At 71.7% G+C, this 16,180-nt stretch carries 14 protein-coding genes; 11 read left to right on the plus strand and 3 right to left on the minus strand.

Translation table 11 applies throughout. The annotated features are described in order from the left end of the window. The first annotated feature begins 85 nt into the window (after positions 1 to 85). On the plus strand, positions 86 to 616 hold the full coding sequence (locus NQ707_RS06640; RefSeq protein WP_058731161.1) for a VOC family protein: 531 nt from the start codon (positions 86 to 88) through the stop codon (positions 614 to 616). A gap of 113 nt (positions 617 to 729) precedes the next feature. On the opposite strand, the gene NQ707_RS06645 is transcribed toward NQ707_RS06640, so the two are convergent. Continuing rightward, positions 730 to 1,812, minus strand: coding sequence for a glutathione S-transferase family protein (locus NQ707_RS06645; protein WP_058731162.1), 1,083 nt, complete (start codon positions 1,810 to 1,812; stop codon positions 730 to 732). Between the two features lie 88 nt (positions 1,813 to 1,900). On the opposite strand from NQ707_RS06645, the gene NQ707_RS06650 reads away from it, so the two are divergent. The 6 genes from NQ707_RS06650 (at position 1,901) to NQ707_RS06675 (ending at position 10,293) form a co-directional block, all read left to right on the plus strand. Beyond that, positions 1,901 to 3,637: a methyltransferase gene (locus tag NQ707_RS06650; RefSeq protein ID WP_404435169.1), complete on the plus strand. Its 1,737-nt coding sequence runs from the start codon at positions 1,901 to 1,903 to the stop codon at positions 3,635 to 3,637. A gap of 115 nt (positions 3,638 to 3,752) precedes the next feature. Further along, positions 3,753 to 6,608, plus strand: coding sequence for a type I DNA topoisomerase (gene topA / locus NQ707_RS06655; protein ID WP_058731163.1), 2,856 nt, complete (start codon positions 3,753 to 3,755; stop codon positions 6,606 to 6,608). A gap of 4 nt (positions 6,609 to 6,612) precedes the next feature. Continuing rightward, positions 6,613 to 7,593 (plus strand): exopolyphosphatase, encoded by a 981-nt coding sequence (locus NQ707_RS06660; RefSeq protein ID WP_058748409.1) that lies wholly within the window; start codon positions 6,613 to 6,615, stop codon positions 7,591 to 7,593. A gap of 13 nt (positions 7,594 to 7,606) precedes the next feature. Next, positions 7,607 to 8,461, plus strand: coding sequence for a sugar phosphate isomerase/epimerase (locus NQ707_RS06665; protein ID WP_375542915.1), 855 nt, complete (start codon positions 7,607 to 7,609; stop codon positions 8,459 to 8,461). Positions 8,462 to 8,697: 236 nt separating this feature from the next. After that, the gene (proC, locus tag NQ707_RS06670) at positions 8,698 to 9,537 is read left to right on the plus strand and encodes a pyrroline-5-carboxylate reductase (protein ID WP_058731624.1); all 840 of its coding nucleotides are present in this window, start codon (positions 8,698 to 8,700) and stop codon (positions 9,535 to 9,537) included. Between the two features lie 264 nt (positions 9,538 to 9,801). Then, on the plus strand, positions 9,802 to 10,293 hold the full coding sequence (locus tag NQ707_RS06675) for a GNAT family N-acetyltransferase (RefSeq protein WP_404435172.1): 492 nt from the start codon (positions 9,802 to 9,804) through the stop codon (positions 10,291 to 10,293). 96 nt (positions 10,294 to 10,389) lie between these two features. On the opposite strand, the gene NQ707_RS06680 is transcribed toward NQ707_RS06675, so the two are convergent. Both NQ707_RS06680 and NQ707_RS06685 read right to left on the minus strand, forming a co-directional pair. Then, positions 10,390 to 11,058: a TrkA family potassium uptake protein gene (locus NQ707_RS06680; RefSeq protein ID WP_058731626.1), complete on the minus strand. Its 669-nt coding sequence runs from the start codon at positions 11,056 to 11,058 to the stop codon at positions 10,390 to 10,392. Beyond that, positions 11,051 to 12,466 carry a TrkH family potassium uptake protein gene (locus NQ707_RS06685; RefSeq protein WP_058731627.1) on the minus strand — a complete coding sequence of 472 codons (1,416 nt, stop codon included), beginning with the start codon at positions 12,464 to 12,466 and terminating at the stop codon, positions 11,051 to 11,053. The genes NQ707_RS06680 and NQ707_RS06685 overlap by 8 nt, the downstream gene beginning before the upstream one ends. A 348-nt stretch (positions 12,467 to 12,814) precedes the next feature. On the opposite strand from NQ707_RS06685, the gene NQ707_RS06690 reads away from it, so the two are divergent. The 4 genes from NQ707_RS06690 to NQ707_RS06705 are packed head-to-tail and all read left to right on the plus strand — an operon-like array spanning position 12,815 to position 16,072. Next, positions 12,815 to 13,966, plus strand: a complete 1,152-nt coding sequence (locus NQ707_RS06690; RefSeq protein ID WP_081046188.1) for an acetoin utilization protein AcuC — start codon at positions 12,815 to 12,817, stop codon at positions 13,964 to 13,966. A gap of 56 nt (positions 13,967 to 14,022) precedes the next feature. Next, positions 14,023 to 14,925: a metalloregulator ArsR/SmtB family transcription factor gene (locus tag NQ707_RS06695; protein WP_404435174.1), complete on the plus strand. Its 903-nt coding sequence runs from the start codon at positions 14,023 to 14,025 to the stop codon at positions 14,923 to 14,925. A 60-nt stretch (positions 14,926 to 14,985) separates the two neighbouring features. Continuing rightward, positions 14,986 to 15,933, plus strand: coding sequence for a FadR/GntR family transcriptional regulator (locus tag NQ707_RS06700; protein ID WP_061225355.1), 948 nt, complete (start codon positions 14,986 to 14,988; stop codon positions 15,931 to 15,933). 40 nt (positions 15,934 to 15,973) lie between these two features. Continuing rightward, a complete protein-coding gene (locus NQ707_RS06705) occupies positions 15,974 to 16,072 on the plus strand; it encodes a 30S ribosomal protein bS22 (RefSeq protein WP_003792170.1) in 99 nt (32 codons plus the stop codon). Positions 16,073 to 16,180 lie beyond the last annotated feature (108 nt).

A 16,180-nucleotide genomic window follows, 5' to 3' on the forward strand; every position in this document is an offset into this window, starting at 1 on the left:
GTAGGCTCGGGGAGGACGAGCGAGGCCACCCGGCGTCGCCGCTGATCAGCCGGTGAATCCACCGGAGCGAACGTGAGGAGGGCCCATGACGGCCCAGGAGATCAGGGGAATCAACCACCTGGGAGTGACGGTGCCGGACCTGGAGGAGGCCACGCGCTTCCTGCGGGAGGGGCTCGGGGCCAAGGTGGCCTACGACGGGCTGACCGGGCAGGACGAGCCGCGCCAGGGCGAGGAGGTCGAGCGGCAGCTGGGCCTGCCGGCCGGGGCGAAGATCGTGCGGCAGCGGATGATCGTCATCGGCACGGGCCCCAGCCTGGAGATGTTCCAGATCGAGGGCCCGCACCAGCCGGCCGCGGGCCTGGCCGACTACGGGCTGAACCACCTCAGCGTCTACACCGACGACATCGAGACCAGCCGGCAGCGGCTGATCGACGCCGGCGGGCAGGCGCTGTCCGAGGTGCACGGCAACTCCCGGCACGAGGACACCGAGGGCAACGGCAGCGTGTACGTGAAGGCCCCGTGGGGGATGCTGATCGAGCTGCAGACCCTGCCCCACGGCCACTACTACGGCGAGGACTCCGAAGCCGAGGTCTGGACGCCGCCGGCCCGCGACTGAGCGCTGACCCGGCCCGCGACCGAGTCCTCCCGCGCCTGAATGCCGAGCCCCGGCGGAACCCGGGGCTCGGCTGGGCCGGGCCTGGTCCGAGCCGGGGCAGGACCGGAGCGGGACTAGGCCGCCGGGTACAGCGGGTTGTGCCCGGCGGCCACCCGCTCCGCCTCCCGCACCGGGCCCGGGGCGGTGGCCCCCGCGGCGGCGTCGAACGGGGACCCGCCCAGCGCCTCGCGCCCGTGCCCGGTCAGCCACCCGGAGGTGTCCGGGCCCAGGGGCACGATCTGCGTCGGATTGATGTCCTCGTGCACCACGTAGTAGTGCCGCTTGATCTGCTGGAAGTCGATGGTGTCCCCGAATCCCGGGGTCTGGAACAGGTCCCGCGCGTAGCCCCACAGGTTCGGCAGCTCCGTGAGCTTGGACCGGTTGCACTTGAAGTGCCCGTGGTAGACGGCGTCGAAGCGCACCAGCGTGGTGAACAGGCGCACGTCCGCCTCGGTGATGTGCTCGCCCATCAGGTAGCGGCGCTCGGAGAGGCGCTGCTCCAGCCAGTCCAGCGCGGTCCACAGCCGCTCATAGGCGGCGTCGTAGGCCTCTTGGGAGCCGGCGAACCCGCACCGGTACACCCCGTTGTTGACCTCGGTGAACACCCGCTTCATCACCGCGCGCATCTCCTCCTCCAGGGCCTCCGGCCACAGGTCCGGGGCGCCCTCGCGGTGGAAGGCCCGCCACTGCTTGGAGAAGTCCTCCGTGATCTGCGCGAAGTCGTTGGTCACCACCTCCCCGGAAGGGATGTCGACGACGGCGGGCACGGTGATCCCCTTGGGGTAGTCTGGGAAGCGCTTGAGGAAGGCCTGCTGCAGCCGCTCGATGCCCAGGACCGGGTCCACCCCGTCCGGATCCAGGTCGAAGGTCCAGGAGCGGGCGTCGTGGGTGGGTCCGGACATGCCCACGGAGATCGCCTCCTCCAGGCCCAGCAGGCGCCGCACGATCAGCGTGCGGTTGGCCCACGGGCAGGCGCGCGCCGCGACGAGCCGGTAGCGCCCGGCCTCCACGGGCCAGACGCCGCGCTCGCGCTCATCCGTGCCCGGTGCCAGCCCCGTGTCCGCGAGGATGCGGTCCTCGATGTAGTCGGTGTCCCGGGTGTACTCCTGCCCCGGGGTCACGTAGGTGCCGCGGGTGCTGTGCTGATCGGTGCTCATCCTGCCATTGTGCGCGATAACGCTTGATCTGTGAACCAATCTCGTGCGCCGCGCGGCGGGTGCTCGGCGTCGTGGGAGACTGGAGGCCGTGACCTCCGACGCCCCCGCCTTCTCCCGCATCCCGCACGCCCCGCGCAGCGACGACCCCGCAGCCCTCGAATCCCTGGCCGAGGCCCTGGCCGCCGTGGACTACTCCTACGACGGCGTCCTGGCCCTGCTGGGCGAGGGGCCCTTCGAGGCGATGGCCCGGGATCAGATCGCCCCCGCCCGGCACCGGGTGCGCACCATCCTGGCCGGCACCGCCGCGATGCCCGACGGCGCACGGGTCACCGCGGGGCGGCGTCGGCTGGCCGGGGCCGTGGACTTCTTCCTGCTGGCCGGGACCCTGAGTGCTGAGGCCCTGGACGCGACCCTCGGCGAGGGCGCCGCCCGGCTGCTGGATCACCTCGGCTTCCTCACCCCCGCGAGCGAGGACCCCGAGACCGACGCCCCCGATGCCCCGGCGGCCGCGCCCCGCTACCGGGCGGCCTTCGACCTGCGCCCGCACTCCGCCGACGACGGCACGGACCTGTGGGTGGCCTCGGACCTGGGCGCCCACCAGTACCCCGGGGCGCTGCCCGCCGATCACGTGCTGGGCATCGGGCAGGCCTCCCTGACCCTGGCGCAGATCACCGAGCGCCGCCCCGTGGACACGGCCCTGGACCTGGGTACCGGCTGCGGCATCCAGACCTTCCATCTGCTGGCCCACGCCCGGCACGTGACCGCCACGGACCTCTCCGAGCGCGCCCTGGCCTTCACCCGCTTCAACCTGGTGCTCAACGCCGCGGCCCTCGGCCTGGACCCGGCCCACCCGGAGCAGCGGGTGCGGCTGCTGCGCGGCAGCCTGCTGGAGCCGGTGGCGGGACAGCGCTTCGAGCTGATCGTGTCCAACCCTCCCTTCGTCATCACCCCGCGCACCCCCGGGGAGGATCCGCGGCGGCGCTACACCTACCGCGACGGCGGGATGGCGGGGGATCAGCTCGTGGAGCGGCTGGTGCGCGAGCTGCCCGAGCACCTGGTCCCCGGCGGTCGGGCCCAGCTGCTGGCCAACTGGGAGATCCCCGCCACTGCGCCGGGTCAGCAGGCGGACTGGGACACCCGGCCCCGCCAGTGGGTCGGCGCGGAGACCGAGGCGTGGTTCGTGCAGCGCGAGGAGCTCACCCCGGAGGGCTACGCCCAGACCTGGCTGCGCGATGCCAGCCAGCAGCGGGATCCGGCGGCCTACGAGGAGGCGTTCCTGGCCTACCTCGAGGACTTCGCGGCCCGCGGGGTCGCCGCCGTCGGCTTCGGCATGGTCTGGCTGCGTCGCCCCGCCGAGTCCGAGGCCCCCGCCGACGCCGAGGGGCGGGCCCTGCGCCGCTTCGAGGAGATCACCCACCCGCTGCAGCAGCCGCTGGCCCCGTTCCTGACGGCGGCTGTTGCGGCCCACGACGCCGCGGCGGGCCTGGACGATGCGGCCCTGCGCGAACAGCACCTGACGGTGGGCGAGGACGTCACGGAGGAGCGCCACCAGCGCCCGGGAGCGGAGCACCCGGGGGTGATCCTGCTGCGCCAGGGGACGGGATTCCGGCGCACCGAGCTGCTGAGCACGCAGGACGCCGGCTTCGTCTCCGCCTGCGACGGCGAGCTGTCCGTCGGGCAGATCCTGGACGCCCTGGGCGCCCTGCTCGGCTGGGAGGGTCCGGACCCGGCCGTGGCCCTGCTGGCGCGGGTGCGCACCCTCGTGGAGCGCGGGTTCCTGGTGCTGCCGGAGACGACGTCGGGCGCCGCTCCCGCCGCGGGCTGAGTCCGACCCCGCCCGCACCCGGCCTGGGGATGCTCGGCGGGGCCCGCGGCGTCCTCGGCTATCGTGGGAACCGCATCCACTCATCCACCGGTCATCTCGATTCCGAAGGAGTCACGTGCCAGCACAGGCGAAGGGCAAGGGCAGCGGGAGGAGCCTCCTTATCGTGGAGTCCCCCTCCAAGGTCAAGACCATCGGGGGCTATCTGGGCGACGCCTACGTCGTCGAATCCTCGATGGGGCACATCCGCGACCTGCCCCAGCCCTCGGAGCTGCCCGCCGAGATGAAGAAGGGCCCGTACGGGAAGTTCGCGGTGGACGTGCAGCACGACTTCGAGCCGTACTACGTCATCAGCCCGGACAAGAAGAAGAAGGTCGCCGAGCTCAAGCGGCTGCTTAAGGACAGCGACGCCTTGTACCTGGCCACCGATGGCGACCGGGAGGGCGAGGCCATCGCCTGGCACCTGCTGCAGGTGCTGCAGCCGAAGGTCCCGGTGCACCGGCTGACCTTCCCGGAGATCACCAAGGAGGCCATCCAGCGCGGCTTCGAGAACCTCCGGGAGATCGATGCGGACCTGGTGGACGCCCAGGAGACCCGCCGGGTGCTGGACCGCATCTACGGCTACGAGCTCTCCCCCGTGCTGTGGCGCAAGGTCAAGCAGGGGCTGTCCGCCGGGCGCGTGCAGTCCGTGGCCACCCGCCTGGTGGTCGAGCGGGAGCGGGAGCGGATGGCCTTCCGCGCCGCCGAGTACTGGAGCCTGACCGGCACCTTCGCCACCAAGGCCGAGGAGTCCTTCACCGCCCGCCTGTCCGCCCTGGACGGCGCCCGGGTGGCCACCGGCCGGGACTTCGCCGACGACGGCGCCCTGAAGCCGGCCTCCCGGGGGAAGGTCGCGCACCTGGACGAGCAGACCGCCCGTGGACTGGTCGCCGCGCTGGAGGGCGCTGATTTCGTGGTGACCTCGGTGGAGACCAAGCCGTACACCCGCCGCCCGGCCGCCCCGTTCACCACCTCGACCCTGCAGCAGGAGGCCGCGCGCAAGCTGCGCTTCTCCTCCCGCTCCACGATGCAGGTGGCCCAGCGCCTCTACGAGTCCGGGTACATCACCTACATGCGCACGGACTCGGTGGCCCTGTCCGAGCAGGCGATCAACGCCGCCCGCCGCCAGGCCACCGAGCTGTACGGGGCGGAGTCCGTCCCGCAGTCCCCGCGCCACTACGCCTCCAAGTCCAAGAACGCCCAGGAGGCCCACGAGGCCATCCGCCCGGCGGGGGACTCCTTCCGCACACCCTCGGCCGTGAAGTCCCAGCTCTCCGCGGACGAGTTCCGGCTCTACGAGCTGATCTGGAAGCGCACCGTCGCCTCCCAGATGGCCGACGCCAAGGGCCAGACCGCCTCGATCCGCCTGGCCGCGCGCACCGCGGACGGGCGCACCGCCGAGTTCTCGGCGTCGGGCACCGTGATCACCTTCCGCGGGTTCCTCGCCGCCTACGAGGAGGGCCGCGACGCCGCCCGCGAGGAGGAGGCCGACGGGCGCGGGCAGGACAAGCGCCTGCCGAAGCTGGCCGAAGGCGACGCGCTGACCGGGCGCGACGTGGCGGCCGACGGGCACGAGACCGCCCCGCCGCCGCGCTACACCGAGGCCTCCCTGGTCAAGGCCATGGACGAGCTGGGAATCGGGCGGCCCTCCACCTACGCCGCGGTGATCTCCACGATCGTGGACCGCGGGTACGTGGCCAACCGCTCCGGCTCCCTGGTGCCGCAGTGGATCGCGTTCTCCGTGGTGCGCCTGCTGGAGGAGCACTTCTCCAAGTACGTGGACTACGAGTTCACCGCGGAGATGGAGGAGGACCTGGACCGCATCGCCCGCGGGGAGCAGGGCAAGGACGAGTGGCTGACCGGCTTCTACTACGGCAACGAGACCAAGCACGGGCTGCTGCCGATCGTGGAGGACCTCGGGGAGATCGACGCCCGGGCCATCAACTCGGTGGAGATCGCCGAGGGGATCACCCTGCGAGTGGGCCGCTACGGGCCGTACCTGGAGTCCGGCGGCGGCGTGGACGAGCAGACCGGGGAGGTCACGGACCCGATCCGGGCCAACATCCCACAGGACCTCGCCCCGGATGAGCTGACCCCGGAGAAGGCGCGGGAGCTGATCGAGCAGGGCAAGTCCGACGGGCGCGAGCTCGGCGTGGACCCGGAATCCGGGCACATGATCGTGGCCAAGGACGGGCGGTTCGGACCCTACGTCACCGAGCTCATCCCGGAGATGACCGACGAGGAGTTCGAGCGCTGGAAGGCCGAGCAGCCCGTCGAGTACTACAAGAACGGCAAGCCCAAGCCGATCAGGAAGCCCAAGGCCGCCAAGCCGCGCACGGCGTCGCTGTTCAAGTCCATGGACCTGGCCACCGTGACCCTGGAGGAGGCGCTGAAGCTGCTGAGCCTGCCCCGGGTGGTCGGCAAGGACGCCGAGGGCACCGAGATCACGGTGCAGAACGGGCGCTACGGGCCGTACCTGAAGAAGGGCTTGGACTCCCGCTCGATCGCCTCCGAGGAACAGATCTTCACGATCACCCTGGAGGAGGCCGAGGCGATCTACGCCCAGCCCAAGCAGCGCGGGCGGGCCGCGGCCAAGCCGCCGCTGGCCGAGTTCGGGAAGGACCCGAGCACGGACCTGCCGATCGTCGTCAAGGACGGGCGCTTCGGCCCGTACATCACCGACGGGCAGACGAACGTGACGGTGCCCCGCTCGGAGACCCTGGAGGGCCTGACCACCGAGCGGGTCGTGCAGCTGCTCGCGGAGAAGCGGGCCAAGGGCCCGGCCAAGAAGCCCGCCCGGAAGAGCCCCGCCAACAAGACGACGGCCAAGAAGACCACCGGGACCAAGGCCACCGCCAGGAAGACGACCGCGAAGAAGACGACGGCGAAGCGCTCCGGTGCGGCGTCGTCGGCGAAGACCACCGGGAAGGCCTGAACCCATGCGTCTGTCCGTGCTCGACGTCGGCTCCAACACGGTGCACCTGCTGCTGCTGGACGTGACCCCCGGCTCCCGCCCGGAGCCCTACGCCTCCCACAAGATGCCGCTGCAGCTGGTGCAGCACCTCACCGAGGACGGGGACATCTCCGAGAAGGGGCGGGATCTGCTGACCAGCTTCGTCGCCGAGGCCCGGGACTTCGCCGCCGCGCACGACGCCGAGGACCTGCTGGCCTTCGCGACCTCGGCCATCCGCGAGGCCGGCAACGGCGCGCAGGTGCTGGAGCACGTGCAGTCCCGCACCGGGGTGACCCTCACGGAGATCTCCGGGGACCAGGAGTCCGCGATCACCTACTTCGCGGTGCGCCGCTGGCAGGGCTGGGGTGCGGGCACGATCCTGGACCTGGACATCGGCGGCGGCTCCTTCGAGATGTCCATCGGCCAGGACGCCCTGCCCGATGCCGCGGTGTCCGTGCCGCTGGGGGCCGGGCGCCTGACCCGCCGGTTCATCGAGCACGACCCGGCCAAGCCCAAGGAGATCAAGGCGCTGCGCAAGCACGTGCGCCAGACCCTCAAGCCGGCGGTGGAGAAGATCCGCGCGGCCGGCACCCCGGACATGGTGGTGGGCACCTCCAAGACCTTCCGCTCCCTGTCCCGGATCTGCGGGGCCGCGCCCTATTCGGCCGGTCCCTACGTGAAGCGGGAGTTCCACCTGACGGACCTGCGGCTGTGGACCCGGCGCATGGAGGCTATGACCGTGGCCGAGCGGCGGGACCTGCCCGGGGTCTCCGCTCGGCGGGCCGCGCAGATCCTGGCCGGCGGCATCGTCGCGGAGACCGCGCTGGAGCTGTACGGCGTGGAGACCATGCGCTCGGTGCCGTGGGCCCTGCGCGAGGGCCTGATCCTGCGCCGGATGGAGCGGCTGAACTCCGCCCAGGGGCCGACGGCGATGATCGACCCCAAGACCCTCTCGGACCTCGCCTAGGAGCATCTCTTCCGTGTCCACCCCCTCCCTTCCCGCCCCCGACGACGCGCCCCTGCCGGAGGTGCCCGGTCTGGCGCGGCCGGTGGCCCTGTCCACCTCGGCCTGCTACCCGCTGGGGGTCCCGGAGACCTTCGCGACCGCGCAGGACCTGGGCTATGACGCCGTCGAGGTGATGATCACCGGGAACCCGCTGTCCCGGGACCCGGACGAGCTGCTGGACCTGCAGCAGAAGCACCAGCTGCCCATCGCCGCGATCCACGCCCCGACCCTGCTGCTGACCCAGCATGTGTGGGGGGATGCCTGGAACAAGATCCGGCTGGCCGCGAAGATGGTGGAGCGGGTCGGCGCCGACGTCATGGTCGCCCACCCGCCGTTCGTGTGGCAGCGGCGCTACGCCCGCGGCTTCGCCGAGCACGTCTCCCGGATCTCTCGGGAGGAGGGCGTGAAGATCGCGGTGGAGAACATGTACCCGTGGACGGTGCGCGGACACTCGGTGCAGGCCTACGCCCCGCACTGGTCCCCGCTGGATCAGGACTACGAATGGGTCACCTGGGACTTCTCCCACGCGGCGGCCTCCGGCACGGACTCCCTGGAGGCGGTGCGCCAGCTGGGCGGCCGGCTGGGGCACGTGCACCTGACCGACGGCTCCGGGAAGGCCATCATGGATGAGCACCTGCGGCCCGGGCACGGCACCCAGCCGGTGGCCGAGACCCTGGATCACCTGGCGGCGGTGGACTGGCACGGGGTGGTGGGGGTGGAGGTCTCCACCCGCAAGGCCAAGGACGTCTCGATGCGCGATGAGTGGCTGGCCGAATCCCTGGCCTTCGCCCGCGCCCACCTGGGGGAGGCCCCCCGGGAGCGCGATTGAGGCTGCCCCTTTCGGCGTCTCGCGAGGGTCTCCTGACGCCGAGCCGTCAGTGGTGTGCGTTATGGGCACGTTATGCGCCACGTGGGTGACGGTTCGGCGCTCGCGTGCGGCGTCGTCATCGAGTGGTCTCCTGTGACGCGCGGAATAACGGGACGGCGTCGCGCCGTTGCACCGGGCAGAGTCCATCCGTCCCCGACGCCGCGCGGCCGCGTGCCGCGCGAGACAAGGAGTGCCGCATGTCCGCCCCCGTGATCGCCTTCCTCGGCACCGGCTCCATGAACGGCTCGATCCTCGACGGCGTGCTCGCCGGCGGGGCCGACCCGTCCGCGGTGCGCGCGACCACCCGCTCCGCGACCAGCGCCCAGCGGCTGGCGGCCGAGCACCCGGAGATCACGGTGCTCAGCGAGGAGGACGATGAGCGGGCCAACCTGCGGGCCGTCGACGGCGCGGACATCGTGCTGCTGGGGGTCAAGCCCAAGGGCATCCAGGATCTGGCCGCGAGCCTCGCCGAGGCCCTGGATCCCAGCACCGTGGTGCTCTCGGTGGCCGCCGGCATCGACGTGGCGATGCTGGAGCAGGAGCTGCCCGAGGGCCAGCCGGTGGTCCGCTCCATGCCCAACACCCCGTCGTCGGTGGGCCGCGGGGTGATCGCCCTGGTGCCCGGCACCCACGCGGGGGAGGAGGCCCTGGGCCTGGCGAAGGACGTGCTGCGCCACTCCGGCACGGTGCTGGAGGTCTCCGAGGATCAGATCGGGGCGATCACCGGCGTCTCCGGTTCGGGCCCGGCCTACGCGTTCTTCTTCGCCGAGGCGCTGCAGCAGGCCGGGCAGGCCCTGGGGCTGGATGAGCAGACCGCACGGCTGGTGGCCAAGGAGACCCTGGCCGGGGCCGGGGAGCTGCTGCACGCCGACGACGCCGACCCGGCCGCCCTGCGCGAGGCCGTCACCAGTCCAGGCGGCACCACCGAGCAGGCGCTGAAGGTCTTCGCCGAGGGCGGGCTGGTGGAGCTGACCGAGAAGGCCGTGCGCGCCAGCGCCGAGAAGGGCGCGGCCATGGAGGAGCAGTTCCGCCGGTGATGCTCACCGGGCCCTGTCATCCCCGACGGGGCGATGGTAGCGTGCGGGGCATGAGACGAATCCCCTCACCCACGGAGCGCCGGGCCCTCCATGCCCCGCGTTTCGTGGTGGCTTGTCCCGAGGCTCAGGGGCAGCACCCCACCGGCGACGACGGTCTGACGGACCGGCAGCGGGAAGCGCTGTCGCAGCGGTACCGCCGCGGCCCCGGCGCGCCCCTGACGTATGCCGAAGGGGAGATCATCCAGCGCTTCCGCGCTCGACGGCATGGCGGCTGAGCAGCTGCGGCAACTCGATCGCGCGGATTTTCCCCAGCTCCAGCAGTGGGTCTGCACCTCGCCGGCGAACGCGAGATACCAAGGAGGGCGTCGACCGTGGCATCCTCGCCCCTGGGAGCTGGAGGTGCAGTCCTATCTGCGCACCCTGAAGCCGAAGACTCCCGGAGTCCTCTGGGGCGCATTTCACGGGCCGGAGCTTCGGGCCGTCGCTCACCTGGACTTCTCCGAGGATTTCGGAGCGACGATCATCCGAGCGCTTGCACGGGCTGAGGCGTATCGAGGTCAGCATCTGGGCGAGGTGATGCTCGAACAGTGCATCCGGTTCGCTGCGGGAGCGGTGCTGCGCGCGACGGCGGATGTCCTCGTCGCGAAGATCGACCACCGGAATGAACCCAGCAGGAGGCTCTTCGACAGCAAGGGCTTCACCCGCGAGGGCTCGGAACCGCACAGCGGACTGGAGCTCTGGCTCAGGAACGTCTGATGGCCAGTCTCTCGCCATCGCCGTCGCCGAGCCGTCACTGCCGTGGCGTCTGGAGGCCTCGGAGCCCACGGCAGTGACGGTTCGGCGTCGGAGGGGCTACGGCCGGGCCGCGAAGCGCTCGATCAGGTCCACCTGGCCGGAGACGATCAGCACGTCCCGGGAGGTGATCTTCGTCTGGGCGGTCGCGTAGGTGAAGTCCTCCCCGGGGGACTTCACACCCACGATGGTCACCCCGTAGCGGTCGCGCAGGTTCGCCTCCTCGATGGTGAACCCGTGGGTCTCCTTGGGCGGGTACATCTTCACGATCGCGAAGTCGTCGTCGAACTCGATGTAGTCCAGCAGGCGCCCGGACACCAGATGCGCTGCGCGGCGCCCGGCGTCGGCCTCCGGGTAGATCACGTGGTGCGCGCCGATGCGGGAGAGGATCTTCCCGTGCGCCGGGGTGATGGCCTTGGCCCAGATCCGCTCGATCCCCAGGTCCACCAGGTTCGCCACGATCAGCACGCTGGACTCGATCGAGGTGCCCACCCCGACGACGGCGGCCCCGAAGTCCTCCGCGCCGACCTGGCGCAGGGCGTCGATGTCCGAGGCGTCGGCCTCCACCACGTGGGTGAGCACCCCGGACCACTTCTGCACGGTCGCGGCGCTGCGCTCGACGGCGAGGACCTCCTTGTTCTGGCGCAGCAGCTGCAGGGCCGTGGACGCGCCGAAGCGGCCCAGGCCGATCACCAGGACGGGGGCGTTGTGGGCGGGACGCTCAGCCAATGAGGGGCCTCTCTTCCGGGTACTTGAACAGGCGCGAGCGGGAGCGCAGGGCCAGGCCGGTGGCCACGGTCACCGTGCCCAGCCGGCCGATGAACATCAGCACAGACAGGATGCACAAGCCGCTGGCGGGCAGGCGCCCGGACAGCCCCACGGACAGCCCGCAGGTCGCGTAGGCGGAGATCACCTCGAACAGGATGGTCTCCAGGGGCTCCCGGCACACCATCATGAGCGCGGCGGTGCCCAGCACCACGCAGGTCGCCGACAGCACGATCACCGTGATCGCGATGCGCAGCACCGAATCCGGGATGGTGCGGTGGAAGGCGGTGACGAACTGGTCGCCGCGCGCCTCGGCGAGGATCGCCAGGAACACCACCGCCATCGTCGTGATCTTGACGCCGCCGGCGGTGGAGGCGGAGCCGCCGCCGACGAACATCAGCATGTCCGTGATGAGCTTGGTGATGGGGTTCATCTGGTCCATGTCCACCAGGTTGAACCCGCCGGAGCGGGTCATCACGGAGGCGAACACCGCGTGCAGGGTCTTCTCCATGACGGTCTCCCCGCCGAGCGTGTCCTCGTTGCCCCATTCGGCCGCTCCCCACAGCAGCGCCCCCACGACCAGCAGGATCAGGGAGCCGAAGATGGTGATGCGGGCGTTGAGGTTCCAGCGCTTGGGGTTGATCCCGACCATCCGCAGCACGAGGATCACGGGGAAGCCGAGGGAGCCGACGAAGACCCCGGCGCACAGCGGCAACAGGATCCACCAGTCCGTCCCATACGGGACCAGCCCGTCCGAGTGGGGGGTGAATCCGGCGTTGTTGAAGGAGGACACGGCGTAGAAGATGCCGTGCCACACGGCCGTGAAGAGGTTCTCCCCGAGCAGCATGAACCGCGGGGCCAGGAGCACGGCGATGCTCGCCTCGATGCTCGCCGAGGTCAGCACGACGGTGCGCAGCAGCTGCGCGACCTCCCCGAGTCGGCCCTGCTTGCCGGCGATGCTCAGCCCCTCCTGCGCGAACAGCTTGGTGCGCAGCCCCAGCTTGCGCCCGAGGGCGATGGCCAGCAGCGAGGTCATGGTCAGGGTGCCCAGTCCGCCGATCTGGATGGCCAGCAGGATCACCAGCTGCCCGAACACGCTCCACTGGCTGGCCGTGGACACCGCGGTCAGCCCCGTCACGGTCACCGCGGAGGTCGCGGTGAACAGGGTCGTGGCCAGGTCCGGGGCGTGCCCGCTGCGATTGGCGATGGGCAGGCTCAGCAGCAGGGTCGCGACGATGATGACCAGCAGGAACGCGGTGATGGAGATCCGCGCGGGGGAGGTGCCGAAGATCCGTCCGGCGAAGTCCCGGGCCTGCTGGGCGCGGGTGCGCGGCTCACGGGAGAGGGTCGTGGCGGTGTCCCTGCTGAGCACGCCTCCTCCTCCCGGGTGCGTTGCGGCGTCGTGACGGGTCCGAGCCGAACGGGCGTCCAGGCGGCGGGCGGAGAGCTTCAGAGGACGCGGCGGCGGGGGCCGGTTCTCAGCGTAGCGGCTCGGTGGGCCCGGGGACGAGACTGCCGCCCCGGGGCGACGCCGCGGGGCCGGGATCGCGACGACGGCCGGTGGCCTCCACCCCCGGGGCGAGGTCCGGGCGTCATCTGGGAGGGCGCGGTTCGGGTCCGCCGGGTGCGCCGTGTCACAATCGATGACGTGAGCATTCTGCCATCCGCCTCCTCCGGGCGCGGGGCCCAGCCGGAGACCACGGTGCTGTGGGACCCGGCCATGACCGCGTACTTCTTCGGGGATTACCACCCGATGCATCCCAGCCGCCTGGAGGCCACCGCGCGCCTGGCCGCGGACCTGGGACTGTTCGACCTACCCCAGGTCACCCGGCAGAGCCCCGAGGTGCTGGACGACGCCGGTCTGCTCACCGTGCACGACGCCGAGTACGTGGCGGCGGTGCGGCGCATCAGCGCGGACCCCTCGCTGCGGATCCCCGGCACCGGTCTGGACGGGGAGGAGACCCCCGGATTCGCGGGGGTGCACGAGGCCGCGGCCCGGCTGGCCGGGGGCAGCCTGCAGGCGGCCGAGGCCATCCTGGAGGGTACGGCGCAGCACGCGGTGAACTTCGGCGGGGGGATGCACCACGCCCACCGGGACCACGCCAGCGGGTTCTGCGTGTACAACGACTGCGCCGTCGGGATCCGGCACCTGCTGGACCACGGGGTCGGCAGGGTCGCCTACATCGATATCGACGCCCACCACGGGGACGGCACGCAGGCCATCTTCTGGGACGACCCCCGGGTCATGACCATCTCCCTGCACGAGACCGGGATGTCCCTGTTCCCCGGGACCGGCTTCGCCAACGAGTCCGGCCCGGAGGGGGAGGCGGTGGGCACCGCGGTGAACGTGGCCCTGCCCACGCGCACGGGGGACGCGGAGTGGCTGCGGGCCTTCCACGCCGTCGTGCCGCAGCTGGTGCGGGCCTTCGCCCCCGAGGTGATCGTCTCCCAGCACGGCTGCGACTCCCACTTCAAGGACGACATGACGCACCTGCGGCTGTCCGTGGACGCGCAGCGGGAAGCGGCGCTGAGCATCGCGGACCTCGCCGCGGAGCTGACGGAGGACCGCTGGATCGCCACCGGCGGCGGCGGGTACAACGCCCTGGATGCGGTGCCGCGCTCCTGGACGCACCTGATCGGCATCGCCGCCGGCCGGTACCTGGATCCCGCGACGCCGACGCCGCCCAGCTGGCGCTCCTGGCTGCGGGAGCGCTACGGGGTGCGAGCCCCGGAGCTGATGGGCGACGAGGTGGACGTGTGGTGGCGCTCCTGGGAGATCGGGTACGACCCGGCCGATGACCTGGACCGCACCGTGATGGTCACCAGGAAGCAGGTGTTCCCGCTGTGGGGGCTGGACCCGTGGTACGACTGAGCCGGTCGGCGGACCCCGGCGACGGTGCCCGGACATCCGCCGTTAAGGTGGAGGACATGAGCACCGATGTCTTCTCCGTGATCGCCGACCCCACCCGCCGACGCATCCTGCGGGCGGTGCAGGGGCAGGCGCGCCCGGTCAACGGCATCGTCACGGAGCTGGGGGTCAGCCAGCCGACGGTCTCGAAGCACCTGAAGGTCCTGCGCGAGGCCGGGCTGGTGAGCGTGCGCGCGGAGGGTCAGCGGCGCCTGTACTCCCTCCTGCCGGAGCCGCTGGAGCCGGTCCGCCAGTGGCTGGAGGAGCTGATCGCCGCGGGCGAAGAGGCTCCGGCGGAGCAGACCGCGCCGGAGCAGGAGACGACGGGTCTGGGCACGGCGGAGAAGTCCGACGCGGGGGAGGCCCCGGCAGAGCAGGCCGATGCCGCAGCCCCGGCAGCGGGGGACGAGGCTCAGGGGTCTGAGTCTCAGAAGTCGAGACCGCAGGAGCGCCCCGCAGGGGCTTCGGCGCCGGCGGCCGGGGTGGTGCAGCACCGCCCGGCCCATCGCCGCACTCCCCGGCGCTTCCAGCCGCTGACCCCGCTGCCGGCGACCACCCAGCCGGCCGCCCCGCCGACCCCGGAGCCCTTCGACCTGGAGGCCGCCCTGGCCTCGGCCCCCTCGCACCCGGCCGAGGGCGTGCCCACCGATGCCGAGCCCGCTCTTCCCTCCGTCGAGCAGGACATCGCGCCTGACGTCGCACCGGCCGATCCCGCACCCGCAGACGTCGAGTCCGCAGCCGCACCCGCCGCGATCGAGCCGGATCGGCCGGAGCCCCCGCAGGAGCCCGCACCCGCAGATGCCGACCCCTCGGGTCCGGTGGAGGCGGTGGACCCGCTGGCGCGCCGCACGTCATCGGAACCGGCCGATGCGGGACAGTCGGGATTCTTGGCTACGCTGTTTGGCAGGAAGCGCGGGCGATAGGAGGGCCATCCTCACGTCCTGGACCACCACCGTCGACCGTAGGGAAGAATCAGCAACGACATGGCTACCGACCGGAAGATCCTCCAGTGGCTGGAGAGCGAGCTGTTCGACGGCGCCCTGGTGCTCGGCCAGCAGCTGCCCAGCGAGCGGCGGATCGCCGCGGCCGTGGGCGCCTCGCGCAGCGCGACCCACGAGGCGCTGAAGTCCCTCGAGACCATGGGGGTCCTCCGGCTCTACGAGGGACGCCGTCACCAGGTGATCGCTCAGCTCGTGCGCGAGCCCGCGGCCTCCGCCGGCCCGGCGCTCAAGCTGCATATGGCCACCGCCGAATATCCCCTGCGCGACATCGTCCACACCCGGGTGCTCCTGGAGACCTGGGCCGTGCGCCGGGCGGACCGGGAGCACCCGGCGATGCGCGAGCTGCACGCCATCATGGAGGAGATGGACCGGGATGACCTGGGGCTGAAGGACTTCCACCAGCTGGAGGTCTCCTTCCACGTGGCCCTGACCCGGCTGGCCGGCAACAGCCTGGTCACCGGTCTGCTGACCTCCCTGCGCGATTCCATCTGCGAGTACACGATGTCCCTCGTCGGCTACGTGCCCCTGTGGTCCGCGACCGCCACCCGCCTGCGGGCCGAGCACCGCGCGATCGTCGCCGCTCTGGAAGCCGGGGACAACGAGCTGGCCGCGCGCATGGTCGCCGAGCACATCGAGGGCCACTACCTGGAGGCGGGGGTGGACCCGGACCGGAAGCAGCGCTCCTCCGCCAGCGTGTTCATGCAGCCGCAGACCGACGAGGAGGGGAAGGTCCAGCCGCGGGAGAACGCCTCGACCCTGGCCGGCAGCGTCGCCGACTCCCGGGACTCCGACGCAGACCTGCCGGATTCCGCCCCCGCCGGAGAGGACGGGCTGGAGAGCTTCCGCGCGGAGGACGACGCCGAGGATGCGGATCGCCCCGCGGCCCCCGCCGAGGCCGCGGATTCGGGGAAAGCCGACTCGACCTTGTAAAGTGTCTGAGGACCGTCGAGAAGACAAGGCAGGTACATCTATGGGTTCCGTCATCAAGAAGCGCCGCAAGCGCATGGCCAAGAAGAAGCACCGCAAGCTCCTGCGCAAGACCCGCCACCAGCGCCGCAACAAGAAGTAGTCCCTGACAGCGGACCGCGCGGCACCCGAACGGGTGCGCCACGGCCGCCCGCCGCACCCGCGGTGGGCGGCCGTCGTCGTCTGCGGGCGCTGCGGGGCGCCGCGCGCG

The organism is Rothia sp. BD8, assembly GCF_044878465.1.
Taxonomy (GTDB): domain Bacteria; phylum Actinomycetota; class Actinomycetes; order Actinomycetales; family Micrococcaceae; genus Rothia; species Rothia kristinae.